This is a genomic window from Legionella qingyii, assembly GCF_003184185.1.
Map to the genome: position 1 here is coordinate 66,136 of NZ_QHJG01000031.1, position 16,523 is coordinate 82,658.

Consider the following 16,523-nt stretch of genomic DNA (forward strand, 5'->3'; position numbering starts at 1 on the left):
AGTGGAACTTATTCTTCATGCAATGGGATTGTGTGAAGTAAAGCAGGTTTATTGGGCAACTTACAGGAGTATCTATGTTTAAAATGATTTTAAAAAGAGCGTTAGTATTAAGTTTACCTGTATTAAGTATGAATGTGCAGTCCGGGCCAAGCAAGGAGTTTTTAGCCAATCAGTGCTATGAGCTTTCACGAGTGGTGTTATCCTTGGCAGATAATCAGGAAAAAAAGATTTGCATTAATAAGCTTTATATGGCCTCCGTACAAATGAGCACCGCATCTTTTTTAATTATGGAAGACACTTCTGATGTAGCAAAAGAGATATTGAATAATGCAGTAGCAGCTCTGCAATATGCAGAATTACTAAGCTGCAAACAATACATTCAAATTGCACACTCTAAATTTGAGGCTCAGAAGATTAAAACATTATTGTAATAATTGATACTCTTCAAGTGCTTACAGAAGCCTTGAAGAGTTGTTAGGAGCTTTTAAGTGTATTCATATTTAAAAATTATTTTCTTAGTTCTCATTGTTTTTGTTGTTGGCGTTATGGCAGGAGTTCATTTTCATCCGTCAATTCATGAATACATGGAAAAAATTTGGAATAAATTCACGCAAGAGAAAGTAGCTGAGGAAGTTCATTTTTGTCCTCCACCTAATATTGTGCAAAAACATCAATATGATCCCGAAGCATTTCAAGTAGAAAAATTATACTGGCAGATGGAGTATCAGGGCTGGAAAGCCCCTGAGAATATAGGTTTTATGCAAGCACTTATTAATTCAAATAATAATTTAGTGTGTTATTACCAATGGCCAAGTCCAAAAGATAAAGGTACTTATTTATGGATGACCATACACTTATCTCCCTCGGTACATCAAAGTGTGAAGCCTTACGGTCCATACTGGTCAATTCAAAAGAAAGAAAAGCAAGCACGGTGTAATTCAGGAATAAATGCCTGTGGCATTATCCTTTTAGAAAGCACTCAATGAATCATTACCTCAAAAATAAATGCACTAGCAGTATCCTGGTGCAGCGCAGCTCAACCCGGGTTAAGAGGAGCAAAGATCTCGGATTCGACCGCGTTGCCCCAGGCAAAAAACAACTATCATCCAATAACCCCTTGTTATTTCTCCCAGACTTAGTTATCATTTGCCGACCAAGTCGGGGCGTAGCGCAGCCTGGTAGCGTACTAGCATGGGGTGCTAGTGGTCGAAGGTTCAAATCCTTCCGTCCCGACCAAAAAATCCCCTTTAAAATCAATCAGTTACACATCCAATTTTAAATCAATTTTTATATAAAAATATTTTTCTGGGTACTTTGCTGGGTACTTTTTAATTTACCATAATTGGGGTTGAGCCAATAGTTCGGACAAAAAAAAGCAGGCTGAAAGCCTGCTTGTCTAATATATTGGTAGTATTATAATGCATCTTTTTCACCATTTAAAATAGTTTGTTCAATCCATTCATCTATTTCATCGCTATGCCACGCAAGTGTTGTGCCATTAAGTTTGACCGGACGGGGAAATTTACCTGTAAGCCACCAGCGGCGTAGGGTGACTCTGTTTCTGCCGATCATTTTTTCAAGGTCTGGTACGAATAATACTTTTTGTGAAATTAGCTGTTGTACTCCTTCGATCATGGTGATCTCCTTTGTATCCAATTTTGTTCGGTTTATGGTATCGGCTTGGTTGTCGGACTTACCGCTAGTAAATGTTTTAAACATAAGCTTGCTCTCCATAAAAGTGCCTTCGTAATCCAGTAAGAGAGCTATTTTCCTGATTCTTATTTATTTCAAGAACAATCTGATATAGCTTCATAAGCTCAATTTCAGATTTAAAATTGTTTGGAACTGAATCGTTGCAATAGATCATTCTAAGGTTATCAAGAGATGAGTTTGACAGCTGAGCGATGTGTTTGAGGGTGTAGTGTGTTGAGTCTAAGATATACTGAATCATTCCTTTGTAAATGTTCAGCTTTGAATGGTGTTCCATAGATTGACCTCCTCCTTACTGCAAAGTATGTATATAAATGCTGGTGATTGCGCTAATTGGGTAATAATTTCTACAAAGTCACTAATAATCTACATGAAATTGGCGTAAATTATGGTAGTATCTATTTTTACATCAGTGTAATTAATTACGCCGGTGTAATTTATTACATGAATGTAACTAAGTCAAGGTATGTCTAATACTATTTTGAATGAATCGAGCCAATTGTTATTGGCGCAGACACTTAACGATTTAATTGGGCGTGATAGAAAACTCTCACCGGCTGCACTCGCGCGAAACTTAGGAATCCCAACCAATAAAATCACCAGAATTTTGAATGGTGACGTGACCGATCCGAAAGCCAGTACTCTAGTTCAGATTGCAAACTACTTTAATATCAGCATTGAACAATTACTCGGTTTAGAACCTATCGTTCGCAAAGGGGAATATGAGCAGCAAGAAGTAACAAGACCTTTACCTGTTTTTGAATTTAGTAAGGTAGCGCAATCAAACTCACCAAAAGAATGGTATCGATGGGCAGAGAATGATGTTGATGGGGAATATTATGCTCTTGCAATCGATACTGATTTATATGAACCAACATTCCCACAAAACTCGCTACTCATTATAAATCCAGATATCAAACCAGATGATCGTTCATATATTGTTGTTAAAAAGAATGGTTCAACACATTACTCAATAAGAAAATATGTTGTTGAGGGGAGCGAGAGTTATTTGTATCCCATCAATCCCAAATTGCCTGTAGAAATTTATGATGAGAGTTTATACACTGTTGTAGGCGTGATCCTTGAGGTACACCAAAAATTGCGCTCTAAAAAGTAAGTTGTTTAAGTTGTAAGGATGTAACCATGGAAAAATGGAGCCCCAAAAGTAAATTTCTACGCATTATCTATCAGCAAATCGTTGTGCGATTCACTCGACAGGTGAGAGAACCCTATCTAATCCGGATTGATCGAATCTTTACTGATCCAGATACCAATATATTATCAGTGGCGTTTCACATCGCGAACAAACGTGTTAATCAGGAGATGTCAGTAGCCAATTTTGTAAAGTCGGATATGATTTATCTCATTGATCCCCGTGTTGTCTTTGATATGGGACAGCAATTTGGTGCACATGCTGAACAGCTCACCATCTTGGAAAAGAAGCAACTGAATTTTAAAACAAAATGTTTTACTGGCTTAAAGCGAGTGTTTGTTGATGAGTAGCCAATTGATAGGTAAATCAAAAACGCCACTTCAATTTAAATTGTTTCATACATTGATAGGCTTTACAGTCTTCTTCACCTTAATTACTGTTCCTGCAGAAGCACAAGTTATCAATTTATTTGGAATACCAATAGCATCAGAATTTCTGTGGTGGCCAGTTGTATTTTTTTTCTTTCAGCTGATACAAAACATTTATGGCTTTGCCTACCTGCGCCATGCCGTGTACTTGGTGATTTTATTTCGCGCTATCTACATTTTGTTTTTAAAATTTGCTATTTGGTTACCTGCATCTTCATTCTGGCAAATGCAGGATATCTATACGCAGGTGCTTGGTAGGAATTTATTCTACCTCATTGAGAGCTCGATGTTTTTATGGGCTGCTGTTCTTTTGCCATCCGCTTTTTCAAAAGCCTCTAACGAAAAAGAAGCCAGTCATGTGATGTTAGCTTCTCTCATGATATTTTCGCTGCTAAATATGTTATGGCTTAGCCCTAAAGATATAGTCGGTGCTTCTCAGCTTATTATTCCACCTTTGATTTATTGCTTTTTAAATATTTTTTCACGTGTGTTGATGGGTATTATTGCGAATGTTGAACAATCGGATCGTAAGAAGAACGTAAATAAGCAAGTGTTTAAATTTCAGCTGCCCAGTGTAGCGGATAACAAAACTAATAATATTTTCAAATATCACCACATTCTTTTCTGCTCCAGCATCGTATTTTTTATTGCATCTAAAACGATGGCGGCTAAATTCATCTCAATTGGTTTTTTGACTATTAATGTGGGTGGAATTGTATTTTCTTTGGCTTATCTCGCTGCTGATATGATGACGGATGTCTATGGTATCGAGCGTACTAAACAAATGGTTCTGTTCGTTATATTTTGCAATTTACTTTTTGTGTTCGATGTTTGGATAACTAACCTGCTAGCCGTAGGTGTGAATAGCTCATTTAAATTAATTTTACATAATCAAGCGCGAATGTTTATTGCTTCGGCGACAGCTTTTTTTCTAGGGATGACAATTAACTCGACTGTAATTTCAATTATAAAATTAAGACAGCGAAGGAGGGGGATTTCGCTTAAAAAAGAATTTATTACCACGGTTTGGACAAGAATCGCAACATCCTCCGCTTTTGGAATCATAATTGATGTTAGTTTGTTTTCCCTGGTAGCATTTTACGGTATTGTACCAACTGATAAACTGGCAAGTGTTATCCTATTTGAGGATGCATATAAAATATCTTATGAAATCGTGTTGGCGCCAATATCAATTCTATTAATCTATTTTCTCAAGGTGAAAGAAAAAGTGGATATCTATGATGAATTATCTAACCTGAATCCATTTAGAATTGATACCGATTACAAAATTAGTGCTAACAAGTTTGATGAAAATTATATTCAACCAAAGAGAAGCAATGATGGATAAGAATATTTATGATTTTATGGCAGAAACAATAAAGATAGCATCAGAAAACCCAATAGCCCCATATGGTGCCATAATTGTTTATGATAACAAAGACATTCTTTTAAAATCAGTTAATAGTGCGCACCATCATCCTTTGATGCATGGTGAATTGTCGGTTATACATACGCTGTTTAATAATGGTTTTGATGGTGATGTCAGCAAATTGAGCCTCTACACAACTGCTGAGCCTTGTCCTATGTGTGCCGCTGCCATTTATTGGGCGATGATACCTAAAGTAATTTACGGTAGTTCAATATCTTTTTTACACGATTTATTTGGTAGGCAGATTCAGCTTAGGGCTGAGGAAGTTCTGTCTAAAACGCCAGATTTTTATAGCTGTCACTTGATTGGTGGAGTGATGGAAGACGAGTGTAATAATCTATTTATTAAAGCAAAACAATTAAGAGAGTAATCGTTATTTCATTAACTGAAGAATAACCTTCTATAATGAGTAATTAGTGTATGAATATGCTTGGATATCATTGTATAGAGCCTAATTTTTAATTCTTTCAGAGATTATTTGCACAAGTTCTGAAAAAAATTAAATAAAAGCTTGCATGCATTATTTATATCTATTAAATTTCGCGCGTTCTTTATTCTTCATAAGAATAACATTCTCGGTTTAGAATGTTCCTGAAAAATGTATATAAACGGAGTTACAGATGGATACTATTATCAATAATCAATCTTCTGAAATCGATCTAGATAATGATGAAACTGTTGTGTTTGATGATGTAGGCGAATTTGATGCGTCTATGTTAAGACCCATGCAGGAAGATTAATCTAAATTTCCTTTTGTTTCTTTTATTCTTGTTAAAGGATTGTCGCGGGGTAAATATGTCAGCTAATTCACTACTTTCCACATCTATTCCAGATGAAGAAGGGGCGAAAAAACTTATAATTTATGCTGCAGAGAAACAAAAAAATGATTTATTGGATTTATTGAAGAATTGTGAAAAAAAACTCCGCTATGACCTAAATGATCTTGCGGAGTTCATACAAGAAATAGATTGTAGTCAAAAACTTTCTCCAGCATTTTTTTTATACACCCAAGAATTGCGCGATGCCATAAAATCCACATCTATTGATAAAATAATGGATGCTATTCAACATGTATCATGGTTGAAAACATATGGAATATATGAGCAAGAATTACGAATCAGTTCTGTTTTATCGGAGTTTTGGGAAACTTCTTATGTCTCAAAAATGAGACGATATGAACAAAAAAATATTTGTGGTGAGACCACATTGGTCAGACCAGTTTCTAGCAAACAATTAGAGTTTCATGCTTCTAACATAAGAAAAGCAATTGACCTGATCAATACAGGTGATATGGATGTTGCTCATGAAATATCGATACTTATCTCTTCCATTAAAATCTTTCAAGGCAGAGTACTTCGAGGTCAGGCATCAGGAGATACAATGGGTGCTGTCTGGTTAAGAATACCTGATCCCCATGATGATCAAGTTGGCTATTGGATAGAGCATATCGTTCATGAAGTATCACATTTACGATTACATGCAATGTTTTTTCAGGAAAAGTTTGTTCTAAATCCTGATGATGAGTATAAATTTAGAGCTCCAATACGCGACGATTTAAGGCCGATGCTGGGTGTTTTTCATGCTACTTTTGTTTTGGCCAGGATGATTCGGGTCTTTAAGAAATTATCATTTAAAGGCTATGCTTCAAGATTTCGAGATCGACTTCAACTATGCCAATTACAATTTGAAATTGGTCTTAATTCTGTTTACTCGAAGGATGCGGAATTAACTGATAATGGGAAACTAATCCGTGAGAGTTTTAAGGAATGCGCTTTAATACTGGAAAATTAGAAATAGAAAAAATTCCAATAAGATTTTCTTGGTTTTATCATCCGCTCGATTCAAATTTGATTATTTCTGATAGTGTCTCTTCGATTAGAGATAAGCAATCCATTTCACATCGTTTTTTTGGCCATGCTGCGGGCTATGACTTAGAAGAAGTAGTCCATAGATCCAGCTATGAGGTTTTGGAAAGGATGCTTTCTTTCAGTGCAAGTTACTCAGAAAAAAAATTGCATGAGGGCTTTCTGGCAAAAACTATTTTTGCAGAGGAGACTCAGGAAAAAAGAATATCTGCTGAATCAATATTAGTACGCACAAATAATGAATTGGCTTCAGCCAGTGGTTTAAGTCTGCATGTTAATTTAGACCTTGCAATTCAACATGCCGTTTATGAACTTATTGAACGAGATATATTGTGTAGACTTTGGTACTTTGATTATCAGTTGTATCAAATAAAGAGGGAACTCGTAAAAGATGATTATTTCATTGAGTATTATACTGTTGTAAATATTCCTGTCCCTTTTGTATTGGCCATTGTTAAATCCAAAAACAATTCGATTATGTATTGTGGTTCTCGCTGTAGTGCAAGTTGGGAATATTCCTTAAAAAAAGCTAGAGAAGAGGCTTTATTATTAATTACTGATCTACTTTGTCGTCAGCGGAACAGTAATATAGGAAATCGTTTGGATACTATTCAAAGATTAAATACCTTGTCTGGAGAAATTGCCGCGCAACAAGAAGAGCATTTGGAGCGTAAGTTACTGTCCAATTTGGACAAGCAACATTTTGAAGATACAAGTTTTGAAAAAATCATTTCTAAATATTTTAAAAATTTAAGTCTTTTATATGTTGCTGAACTCAGACAATGGGGTAGTTATTATCTGGTAAAAGCATTCTCTGAAGAGTTACTTACAAAACCTTTAGTTAGGACGATGGTACAAAATAACAAGATATCGGCTGTTCCGCCAGATCCCTTTTGTTGAGAATGAATAATGAAACAAATATCTGACATAAAATGGTTGGCATTAAGCGCCGGAGTTTCATCTTTAGGTTGCGCTATGTCGATAATATTTATTCCATTAATGATATACAACAAAACTCATAATCCATTAATAATGGCCTTGCAGGTATTCGTTCAACTATTGGGTAATTTTGTTGCTTGCCAAGTAATTGGACGTTTTAAAATAGGAAATAACGATAAATCCTCTTTAGTGATATGCAATTTTCTTCTAGCAATAACGATTCTGATTTTAGCCTGGGTTAGTGACTCTCTTCTCGTTCCAAGCTTCTTTATGGTGACCATGTTATCGTCAATTCTTAATACGTGTAGTCGTGGTTATTATGAAAGTTTAATTGGAACAATTAGTCATGAGTCAGCAAACTCTCGTCAAAATCTAATTGGCATTACAAAATCCTATGAAAATTTTGGCACAATCTTGGGGTCATCTTTGACTGTACCCTTGTTGGCATGGGGATCTTCTTCGACTGTTTTCATTATAGATTCTGTAACCTATCTATTCGCTGCAATGTTAGTAAGTAACTTAAGGTGTGTAGGCCAAGCTTTTACACGTATGTCTACACAGCCAATTACCTTATTCATTTTGTTTAAACAAAAATCTAGAAATTTGACTATTTCGCATGGTTTTCTTGCAATGTCTTTATTTCTGCTAAATGGCTCTGTCATTTATGTCTTAAAAGAATCTTTTAATGTAAGCGATAGATTAATATCTTTTTATTATGTTTCTCAATTTACATTTAGCTTCTTGGGAGCTTTTATAGTTTCTTTAATTACGAAAAAGCGAATTATCAATTCATCTCAAGCACAATGGTTGCGTTTATCTTATGCAATACCGTTTCTTATTATCGCAACCCATAATTCAGTCTACCTTTTTGTTATAATGATTTCTTTTTTAGCGTTTGTTCATACATTTTCGCTGCCTGTATGGCAAAGTTTCTTTCAAGATTGTGCTGAAGAGGCTTCTGATTGGCGATTGATTGGTGCTGCTCGCAAGACCTATGTTTCTATTATTGGTGGGCTAGGCAGCTTGCTGGCAGGTTTGTTATTAACCATTACGGATTATCAAAAAATATATTTGTTAGCTAGTGCATGTTGTATTTGTTCTGCATTATGCTTTATAAAATCCTCAATAAGGATGGAGCCGTCAAAATCATGATAGTTGAATGTAAGACACTTGGTGATACTGAATTAGGAATTATGTACAGTCAATTATTACTAAATAGTAAGTTACTTGCTTTAATTGAAAACCAAAGTGTCACTGAACCCATACAAATATTCAAAGTTTCAAATGAAAAATTAGCTGTATTTAATCCTAAAAAAAATAGCTTATTTTTTTCTGCAGCTACAGATCCTAAAAGTGCTTTAGATATTTTCATTCATTTAAAAGCGAATTACATCATTAAGATTATTGAAGGTGCTGAAGAGTTAGTCGATAAAATCGGGGATTACTTACAAACATTAAGTGAAAAATACAGTAGCGCAAAAATGCTTTTGATGTCTAAAGAAGTAAATGAATATATTACTTCGCTATCATCAGATTTTGAATTTCTTAAGGGAGAATCCCTTAACGATTTTGGCGCAGATGTTCTTGTTGCCAAGTTTTCCAAGGAGCGATTGAATGTGGCTCTGGATGAAGAAGAGGCCAAGAAATTAATTTTATCTTCCTCAAGAGAGTTTATGGGCTTAAAAGTAAGCGACGAGGTTGTAAGTATTGCAGCATGGATCAGAGAAATAAAAGGTTATCGTTGCCTCAGTTATGTTTATACAGATGAAAAGCATAGAGGGCATGGTTTTAGCCAATTACTTTTATCCAAGTTGTTAAATGATATTTGTGGTAAATATAAAGGAGCATTTTTATTTGTAGATGAATCCAATATTCCTGCATTGAACTTATATCGTAAATTTGGATTTAAGGAATCTGGTTGTTTATCACAAATGAAATTGAATTAAAAAGATGTTGGATTTAGAACAGATAAAAGAGATAGATGTACTTGTCATTGGTGGAGGGAATGCTGGACTTTGTGCTGCAATTTCTGCTGTGTGCAAAACTCCAAATGTCGTAGTAATTGAAAAAGCCAGTTATGAGGAGCGTGGTGGAAACAGCTCTCTTACAATGAATTTTAGATTTGCCCATTCAGATATTGACGACCTATTAATGTTATTAAATTTATCTGAAATAAATGAAGAACAAGTAGCGCGTTTAGAAAAACATTATTTAACTTACTCAGAAAATGAGTTTTATAGTGATTTAATGCACGTTTCAAATAATCGTGCTGACTCTGAATTATCCTCAATTCTTGTTAAAAACTCATATGATACGGCTCGCTGGTTACATAACCTTGGGCATAGATGGGAAATAAAGCCACGTATACTCGCTGGTAGCTTGCCTATTAGGATTGTTGGCGGTGGCAGAGAATTACAGAATATCAATTTTTCTGTGGCTGAGCGTCATGGGGTTCATATCGTTTATGAATGTGAACTTATAGATTTGGTGGCATGTGATAATTACGTTAAGGAAGCAAAAGTATTATATAGAAATAAGCAAATTTCTATCAAAGCAAAAACAATCATCCTCGCGTGCGGGAGCTACGAATCAAACTCATCAATGAGGAAAAAATATCTTGGTACTCATTGGGAGGATACCGCATTAAGAGGTGTTCCATTTAATACCGGGCAAGGGATTGTGTCTGCTTCAAATATTGGTGGCGTTCTTTATGGCGATTACTCTGAATGCCATGCAACGCCTCAAAATAGCCGTTTAAAATCCTATATGCTTCCTGGAGAAAATGAGGAAAGTCAAAATAACTCAAGATATGCATTCAATTATGGTGTTTCAGTGAATAATCAGGGGCAAAGATTTTTTGATGAAGGTGAAAACCTGCCTAATTTTCTTTATGCAAAGCTGGGAAGAAAAATCATTGAACAGCCTAATCAACTGGCATATCAAATTTTTGACCATAAAACAGCAAGATTTTTACCTCAAAGTTATTTTGAAGATGGAAATTATGTTGAAGCAGGCTCACTGGTTGAATTGGCGAAAAAGCTTGATATTAACTGTATAGAATTTGAAAAAAATATTGATCATTTCAATCAAGCAACAACCACGAGAAAAATTAATTTGAGTAGGTTAGATGGAATAAGTACTCTCAATCTTGATTTGCCAAAAAGTAATTGGGCTATTGCAATTAATAAACCTCCCTATTTCGCTTTTCCTGTAAAGGCGGGAATTACATTTACTTATGGTGGTTTGAAAATTAATAAAAACACCCAGGTAGTTAGAGAAAATAATACTCCTTTTCATAATTTATTTGCTTGCGGAGAAATTGTTGGAGGATTGTTCTGGGGGAATTATGCTGGGGGCAGTGGTCTTATGGCTGGATCCGTATTTGGAAAAATTGCAGGAGAGTTTGCTGCTAAATTGGTTTTAGAATATTAGAGTTGAGACTATTACATGAGTGATGATGCTCCAGTTTGTCATAAGACTATTTTTTCTCAAAAAGCATATTTCTATAAACATTCCAGGCCTAAATATCCGGATTCTGTTTTTGAGTATCTGGCTAGATTATTAAAGTCTGGTTCAAAAATCGTTGAATTTGGATGTGGCACGGGTATTTTTACAAAAGACTTAATTAAGTACGGTTATGAGATTTATGCAGTGGAACCTTGTGCTGAAATGCTTGCAGAGTGCAGGGCAGAGCTAATTGACTATGATAAGTTAACTTTTATAGAGTCTAGTGCTGAAGAGGTTAGTTTACCTGCGGCTAGTATTGATGCTTTTATCTTTCCACAATCATTACATTGGATGAATATAGATAAGTTAAAAGATATAATTGCCAATGCTGCAAATAATCATTTTAAAATAATTACTGTGTGGAACTCACGTAACAGCTGCAAAACAGATTGCGCAAAAGAATATAATAAAATTATTAACAACCACAAAAAAGAACATGCTCTAGCAATTCAGGTACAGACTGATTCGTATGAATTGCTGAATCAATTATATGGCAAAGAAAAATATAAATTATTTAAATTTCATCATACTCACCAAGTTACTCAACAAGGATTGGAGTATCTGTTTCTATCCACGTCCGATATTGATTTGAATTTATTTGATTTAGTTATTAAAGAGGAATTAAGTTCTTTTTTTTATCAATACAATGTTAATGGTTTTGTTTCTATTGAATATGATTGCTTCATGGCCATATCACGTAATTAGTATCTAGAGTATTAGATATCCTTCTCATTAATATTCTAATTTCCTAATTAGGTTGAACAATTATTGGTATACTTAATTAAAGATAGGGCCACCCAACAATAAGTATTTCTATTAAATAATTGCTTTTGATAAAGTTCAAAAAAAAAATTATTTAAGTGTCGTATTTATTAAATACAAAATGCTCTATAATTTATCATATGTAATGGATGGAAAATATTATGAATCCCATGAAATTGACAGCAGTTATTGAACAGGACGAATTTGGTTTCTCTGCCTACATTGAACAAATATCGGGTATAAATACCCAAGGCGATGATCTAAATGAAGTTAGAGATAACTTAAAAGAAGCCTTGTCAATTATTGCTGACATCAAAGGAATTCATGATTATAAAATTACCAAGGAAGTTATAATTGATAAATCGTCATCAATTCATCAAACATCTAGAGAATCATGATTGTAAGCTACATCGTCATGGTAGCAAACATGATATTTATATCAATACAATTAATAAATTGGGTATATCGACTGTACCTAGACATGTACAAATTAATCCCAATACAGCAAGAAAGATTTGTAAAGATCTTTTGATCCCCGTATTTCCATAAAATATTTTGCTACCTTAAAATATGCTCGAGAGAAATAAAGATAAACAAACAAGAACCAATCAAAATGACGGTTGATGACAGCAATGCATACCTACTAAATGTCCGAGCCTGTTGTGTTATATCACGAGCCTCAGCCAATGAGCTAGATATCATATTTTTCATAGCAGATCGGAAGAGCACACGATCCTTCCATTGAGAGGAAATACTCTCAATTTCCTCTCTGAACTTCGCTAGCATAGCCTCTTGCACGCGGCGGTTTTCCTCAAGCAGTTTTACATTCATGGTCTGAAGGATAAGGATTGGATCATCTTTGCCTAAAACCACACCATGTCTTACAGCGATGTCCTGAATGACCTCATTAAATTTATCTGACATTAGATCACCATGGCATTATCTAATTGGCCGAACAACTGATCGCGAATGATCTTTAATCGCTGACGGGTCATAAGGTTTTTTTCTGGCATTGCCAGTACTTCATTAAAAGTTAGTTTTTGTTGTAGCATCTCTGTTAGATCCCGGCTGTAGGTTTCTTTTTTCAGGTCAGGAATTTGAATTAAGGCTGATATTCGATCTTTGTTATCTCGGTAAGCTTTCATTTGTTCAAAGGCTTTGCCCTCATGCTCTATGGCTCCCCAATAGGGATTGAGCCAGACGACAAACTGTGCTTCATTTGAAAACTGGTCAATCAGCTGTGCAAAACCATTAATGGTGTCCAACAAGGCCTGGCCGCCGGTGATGACCGTATGAATCACCATTTCATGGCCTAATTCTTTTAATAAAGCTGGAACTTGGTTGCTTATGAGGTAATGAGATAGCGGTACAAAAGAACTGGCACCGTTGTCAATGACTACATCATTAGTTGTTACGACAATTTTTTCGATGAGGGCATCGAAAAGCCGTGGGTTGATTTCATCGCCGCTCATGACTTGAATATGGTCAACATTTAAGGCTTTAAAACCATGAAAGGTTGAATTGATAGGGTCGGTGTCAATGCACAATGGGGCTTGGCCTTTGTGATATTTGTATTGTGCAGTGGTTGCTGAAATAAATGATTTGCCGACACCGCCTTTTCCCTGCAGTGTGATATGTATTTTTGCCATTACAAGAGTTCCTCCAAGTTGGGTTTGGGATTAAAAGTAAAGCCGCGAATTTCGTTTTTTGCCTTACTTTTAGCCTGTTCATCCTTGGTGTTCTCCTGCATAGATGGCTTTTTTTCTGCAGCAATCAAACGTGCTACATAGCCACAAAATGTTTTATATGAAAATGAGATTTTGCCTTCTTCAACTAAGGTTTCCCAGACAAGCTTTATAGACCAGCCGTCGGCTAGCGCTGAAGCGATATCTTTTTTTAGCGCAAGAAAAGCGGCTTTGTTGACCGATTTATCAGAGCATTTCCTATTTATCTGCTTGGCTGCGATTCGTTCGCTGAGGGAGTTTCCCATGTCATATTGTCAATTTATTGTTGTTCTCTTCGATGGTATGAAATATTACGTTAGACTGCAATAGGGTATGTAATTTTCCTTCCTTTTAGCGTAATTAAATAAACCATTAAACGTACTTAAGTGTAACTTATCGTAATTAATGGTAATTATAAGTAATTAATAGGGCGTTACGAAAAATAACCTTGAAATTACATAAAATTACCTGATAGTATCCCATTTAATGAACTTAAAACGCAGGGCAAGATAGGTGAAGTTAGCTAACCAGCAAGCTGGCTACCAAACCTCATTAATCTTATTCGCACCTTCGGTGCTCAACAAAAAAACTGTGTTTTGAGATCAAATCGATACTCAAAGGATTGCATAACCACTTAATTAAGAGGTCGGCATCCTTATGGACGAGAAACTTAAAACATCCACCAGAAAAAATGGTCGTCATCTTCGCGTACCTGTTTTGCCTTCTGAAGAAATTCAAATTAAATCGAATGCAGCTACAGCTGGGCTTTCAATTGCCGAGTATTTAAGAAGGATTAGTCTCGGTTATCAAATTCAAAGTAATGTTGATAAGGATTATATACTGCAGTTAGCCAAGATTAATGGAGACTTAGGACGGCTTGGTGGACTGTTAAAACTATGGTTGACTCAGGATAAACGTGTTGCACACTTCGACCTCCAAGCAATAAAAACATTGTTAGCACGTATTCAAACCACTCAGGATGCGATGTTTGAAGTGGTAAAAAAACTATGATTATTCGCCATATTCCTATGAAGAAAACAAGGCTTAGTAGTTTTTCGGGTCTTGTTCAGTACCTTTGTAATACACAAAATAAGAAGGAACGTGTGGGTAAAGTCAGATTATCAAACTGTAATAGTATCGATCCCATTTGGGCTGTTCAGGAGGTATTGGCAACACAGGCTAGAAACCAGCGAGCGTTGGGCGATAAAACCTATCATATGCTCATTTCTTTCGCCCCAGGAGAAAATCCTTCATCTCAAGCTTTACAAGAAATTGAAGACAGAGTGGCATCGTCGATTGGATTTAAAGAACATCAAAGAATCTCCGTTGTTCATCATGACACAGACAATCTTCATATTCATGTTGCGATTAATAAAATTCATCCCCAAACTTTTAATATGATTGAACCTTATAGGGCATATAAGACCTTTGCCGAGGTTGCATCCAAGCTCGAAACTGAATTAGATCTTAAAATAACTAATCATCAAACTCGTAAAAGCCGTTCAGAAAATATTGCTGACGATATGGAATACCATTCAGGTATTGAAAGCTTGATTAATTGGATGAAGCGGCACTGCAAAGAAAAAATCGAGGCAGCCAGTAGCTGGAAGGTGATTCATAGTAATTTGGCAGAGCATGGATTGATGATGCGTGTTAAAGCCAATGGTTTTGTGTTTTGTAATGTCCAAGGGCTTACCGTTAAAGCAAGTTCAATTTCTAGAACCTTCTCTAAAAAAAATCTCGAATCCAGACTAGGTTTATTCGTACCATGCTATTCAGAAGACAATGAACATGTATCAAATGTATATCGTTATGAACCATTAAATAAAAAAGTAATTGGTTCCAATCTATATGCTGAATTTCAGCATGAAAAATCACACAATAAACTCTTTATTACAGAAAAGCTTAAGCAGTTACGCGAGGCTAGAGTTAAACTTATTGAAAAGGCGAAAAAGCGAGGGCGAATTAAACGAGCGGCTTTGAAATTAATGAACCTTTCTAAAGTACAGAAAAAGTATCTATATCAGCACATAAACAAAACTTTGCTTAATGATATTGATAGCATAAGGAAAAATTACGCAAAAGAACGTAGCCGGTTAATAGATTCCCACCAAAACAAAACCTGGGCTGATTGGCTGAAACAAAAAGCGCAAGGTGGCGACCAGGATGCCTTAGTGGCAATGCGTTATCGTAATCGTAAAAATAACCATGATTACACCATATCAGGTGCAGACTCAGTTTTTCCTTCTTTAAATTTTGGACCAATCGACTCTGTTACTAAAGAAGGCACTGAGATTTATAAAAAGGGTAACGGTGTTATTAGAGACAATGGAAAAGAAATTATCATTTCTAAAGGCGGGTCTATTCCTGCGCTTAAAAGAGCATTGGAAATGGCAAGGAAGCGCTACTGTGACTGTATTTGTGTGAGCGGGTCTCCACTATTTAAAAAGATTATCTTGCAAATTGTTATTCAATATCAAATGCCAATCACTTTTGCTGATTTGGATTTGGAAAACCAACGTCAAAAGCTAAATTTTGAACAGGAGAAATCTCATGAACAATCAAGATCAAACCAACAAAACCATCGAAGAAGAACTTCTGGAAACCATGAGGCTGTTGGAACAGCCACAGGCAATAGAAGAGGCAGTAAAAAGCCCAACACTTTCAGCATTAGACAAGGCTCGCCAGCCAAAGATCACAACAGCTTGCGAAATCTGTCCGAATGCGATCTGGTTCAGCTCACCGGAGGAGGTCAAGTGTTATTGCAGGATAATGCACATGATCAGCTGGAGCAGCAAAGACTCCAACCTGATAACCATGTGCGACGGAAAGTTCCTGGGCTAGAGCGGAAAAGGACATCAAAAAATAAAGTGAAGTGAGTAATAGTGTTATTTTGTAACGCATTAGTTTTCTAATCTAGAATTGCTATGGATAAGATTACAAAAAAAATAGATCGTTCATATATTTCTCGGCAATCTTGCCGTTAACTTCACTTTTTTGGCCTAC

General features: G+C 35.7%; 21 protein-coding genes and 1 tRNA gene. 17 read left to right on the forward strand and 5 right to left on the reverse strand.

Features of this window, described 5'->3' with window-relative positions:
• The first annotated feature begins 74 nt into the window (after positions 1 to 74).
• From DGG96_RS16330 to DGG96_RS16340, 3 genes are all read left to right on the forward strand, one after another.
• Positions 75 to 431 carry a hypothetical protein gene (locus DGG96_RS16330; protein WP_110142785.1) on the forward strand — a complete coding sequence of 119 codons (357 nt, stop codon included), beginning with the start codon at positions 75 to 77 and terminating at the stop codon, positions 429 to 431.
• A 57-nt stretch (positions 432 to 488) separates the two neighbouring features.
• The gene (locus DGG96_RS16335) at positions 489 to 986 is read left to right on the forward strand and encodes a hypothetical protein (protein ID WP_110142784.1); all 498 of its coding nucleotides are present in this window, start codon (positions 489 to 491) and stop codon (positions 984 to 986) included.
• 173 nt (positions 987 to 1,159) lie between these two features.
• Positions 1,160 to 1,236 (forward strand) — tRNA-Pro (locus DGG96_RS16340).
• 177 nt (positions 1,237 to 1,413) lie between these two features.
• On the opposite strand, the gene DGG96_RS16345 is transcribed toward DGG96_RS16340, so the two are convergent.
• On the reverse strand, positions 1,414 to 1,635 hold the full coding sequence (locus tag DGG96_RS16345; RefSeq protein WP_110142825.1) for a helix-turn-helix transcriptional regulator: 222 nt from the start codon (positions 1,633 to 1,635) through the stop codon (positions 1,414 to 1,416).
• A 76-nt stretch (positions 1,636 to 1,711) separates the two neighbouring features.
• Positions 1,712 to 1,987, reverse strand: coding sequence for a hypothetical protein (locus DGG96_RS16350; protein WP_110142783.1), 276 nt, complete (start codon positions 1,985 to 1,987; stop codon positions 1,712 to 1,714).
• 189 nt (positions 1,988 to 2,176) lie between these two features.
• On the opposite strand from DGG96_RS16350, the gene DGG96_RS16355 reads away from it, so the two are divergent.
• The 12 genes from DGG96_RS16355 to DGG96_RS21450 all read left to right on the forward strand — a co-directional run bounded on the left by DGG96_RS16355 (position 2,177) and on the right by DGG96_RS21450 (position 12,342).
• Positions 2,177 to 2,827, forward strand: coding sequence for a helix-turn-helix domain-containing protein (locus DGG96_RS16355; RefSeq protein ID WP_110142782.1), 651 nt, complete (start codon positions 2,177 to 2,179; stop codon positions 2,825 to 2,827).
• A gap of 26 nt (positions 2,828 to 2,853) precedes the next feature.
• Positions 2,854 to 3,213, forward strand: a complete 360-nt coding sequence (locus DGG96_RS16360; protein WP_110142781.1) for a hypothetical protein — start codon at positions 2,854 to 2,856, stop codon at positions 3,211 to 3,213.
• The gene (locus DGG96_RS16365) at positions 3,206 to 4,639 is read left to right on the forward strand and encodes a VUT family protein (protein ID WP_110142780.1); all 1,434 of its coding nucleotides are present in this window, start codon (positions 3,206 to 3,208) and stop codon (positions 4,637 to 4,639) included. Before DGG96_RS16360 ends, DGG96_RS16365 begins: the two co-directional genes overlap by 8 nt.
• Positions 4,629 to 5,090: a nucleoside deaminase gene (locus tag DGG96_RS16370; RefSeq protein WP_233590590.1), complete on the forward strand. Its 462-nt coding sequence runs from the start codon at positions 4,629 to 4,631 to the stop codon at positions 5,088 to 5,090. The genes DGG96_RS16365 and DGG96_RS16370 overlap by 11 nt, the downstream gene beginning before the upstream one ends.
• 425 nt (positions 5,091 to 5,515) lie before the next feature.
• Positions 5,516 to 6,511: an aKG-HExxH-type peptide beta-hydroxylase gene (locus tag DGG96_RS16375; RefSeq protein ID WP_115504293.1), complete on the forward strand. Its 996-nt coding sequence runs from the start codon at positions 5,516 to 5,518 to the stop codon at positions 6,509 to 6,511.
• The gene (locus tag DGG96_RS16380; RefSeq protein WP_110142779.1) at positions 6,487 to 7,485 is read left to right on the forward strand and encodes a YcaO-like family protein; all 999 of its coding nucleotides are present in this window, start codon (positions 6,487 to 6,489) and stop codon (positions 7,483 to 7,485) included. The genes DGG96_RS16375 and DGG96_RS16380 overlap by 25 nt, the downstream gene beginning before the upstream one ends.
• A gap of 9 nt (positions 7,486 to 7,494) precedes the next feature.
• Positions 7,495 to 8,676: an MFS transporter gene (locus DGG96_RS16385; RefSeq protein WP_110142778.1), complete on the forward strand. Its 1,182-nt coding sequence runs from the start codon at positions 7,495 to 7,497 to the stop codon at positions 8,674 to 8,676.
• Complete coding sequence (locus DGG96_RS16390) at positions 8,673 to 9,470, forward strand: GNAT family N-acetyltransferase (RefSeq protein WP_158618879.1); 798 nt, start codon at positions 8,673 to 8,675, stop codon at positions 9,468 to 9,470. The genes DGG96_RS16385 and DGG96_RS16390 overlap by 4 nt, the downstream gene beginning before the upstream one ends.
• Positions 9,471 to 9,474: 4 nt before the next feature.
• Positions 9,475 to 10,956, forward strand: coding sequence for an FAD-dependent tricarballylate dehydrogenase TcuA (tcuA, locus tag DGG96_RS16395; protein ID WP_110142776.1), 1,482 nt, complete (start codon positions 9,475 to 9,477; stop codon positions 10,954 to 10,956).
• Positions 10,957 to 10,971: 15 nt separating this feature from the next.
• Complete coding sequence (locus DGG96_RS16400) at positions 10,972 to 11,736, forward strand: class I SAM-dependent methyltransferase (RefSeq protein WP_110142775.1); 765 nt, start codon at positions 10,972 to 10,974, stop codon at positions 11,734 to 11,736.
• A gap of 218 nt (positions 11,737 to 11,954) precedes the next feature.
• On the forward strand, positions 11,955 to 12,191 hold the full coding sequence (locus DGG96_RS16405; protein WP_110142774.1) for a type II toxin-antitoxin system HicB family antitoxin: 237 nt from the start codon (positions 11,955 to 11,957) through the stop codon (positions 12,189 to 12,191).
• A complete protein-coding gene (locus tag DGG96_RS21450) occupies positions 12,148 to 12,342 on the forward strand; it encodes a type II toxin-antitoxin system HicA family toxin (protein ID WP_199742194.1) in 195 nt (64 codons plus the stop codon). The genes DGG96_RS16405 and DGG96_RS21450 overlap by 44 nt, the downstream gene beginning before the upstream one ends.
• Positions 12,343 to 12,351: 9 nt before the next feature.
• Here the strand turns inward: DGG96_RS21450 and DGG96_RS16415 are convergent, their stop codons facing one another.
• Genes DGG96_RS16415 through DGG96_RS16425 form a run of 3 tightly spaced genes read right to left on the reverse strand, consistent with a single transcriptional unit; the run spans position 12,352 to position 13,783 of the window.
• Positions 12,352 to 12,717: a conjugal transfer protein TraM gene (locus tag DGG96_RS16415; RefSeq protein ID WP_110143669.1), complete on the reverse strand. Its 366-nt coding sequence runs from the start codon at positions 12,715 to 12,717 to the stop codon at positions 12,352 to 12,354.
• Positions 12,717 to 13,442: an ArsA-related P-loop ATPase gene (locus DGG96_RS16420; RefSeq protein WP_110142772.1), complete on the reverse strand. Its 726-nt coding sequence runs from the start codon at positions 13,440 to 13,442 to the stop codon at positions 12,717 to 12,719. Before DGG96_RS16420 ends, DGG96_RS16415 begins: the two co-directional genes overlap by 1 nt.
• Entirely contained in the window at positions 13,442 to 13,783 is a 342-nt protein-coding gene (locus DGG96_RS16425) for a TraK family protein (protein WP_110142771.1), read from the reverse strand. Before DGG96_RS16425 ends, DGG96_RS16420 begins: the two co-directional genes overlap by 1 nt.
• Before the next feature lie 391 nt (positions 13,784 to 14,174).
• Here DGG96_RS16425 and traJ point away from each other — a divergent pair, with 391 nt between their 5' ends.
• Both traJ and traI read left to right on the forward strand, forming a co-directional pair.
• Complete coding sequence (gene traJ, locus DGG96_RS16430; protein WP_110142770.1) at positions 14,175 to 14,528, forward strand: conjugal transfer transcriptional regulator TraJ; 354 nt, start codon at positions 14,175 to 14,177, stop codon at positions 14,526 to 14,528.
• A complete protein-coding gene (traI, locus tag DGG96_RS16435) occupies positions 14,525 to 16,396 on the forward strand; it encodes a TraI/MobA(P) family conjugative relaxase (protein WP_110142769.1) in 1,872 nt (623 codons plus the stop codon). Before traJ ends, traI begins: the two co-directional genes overlap by 4 nt.
• The last annotated feature ends 127 nt before the right edge of the window (positions 16,397 to 16,523 follow it).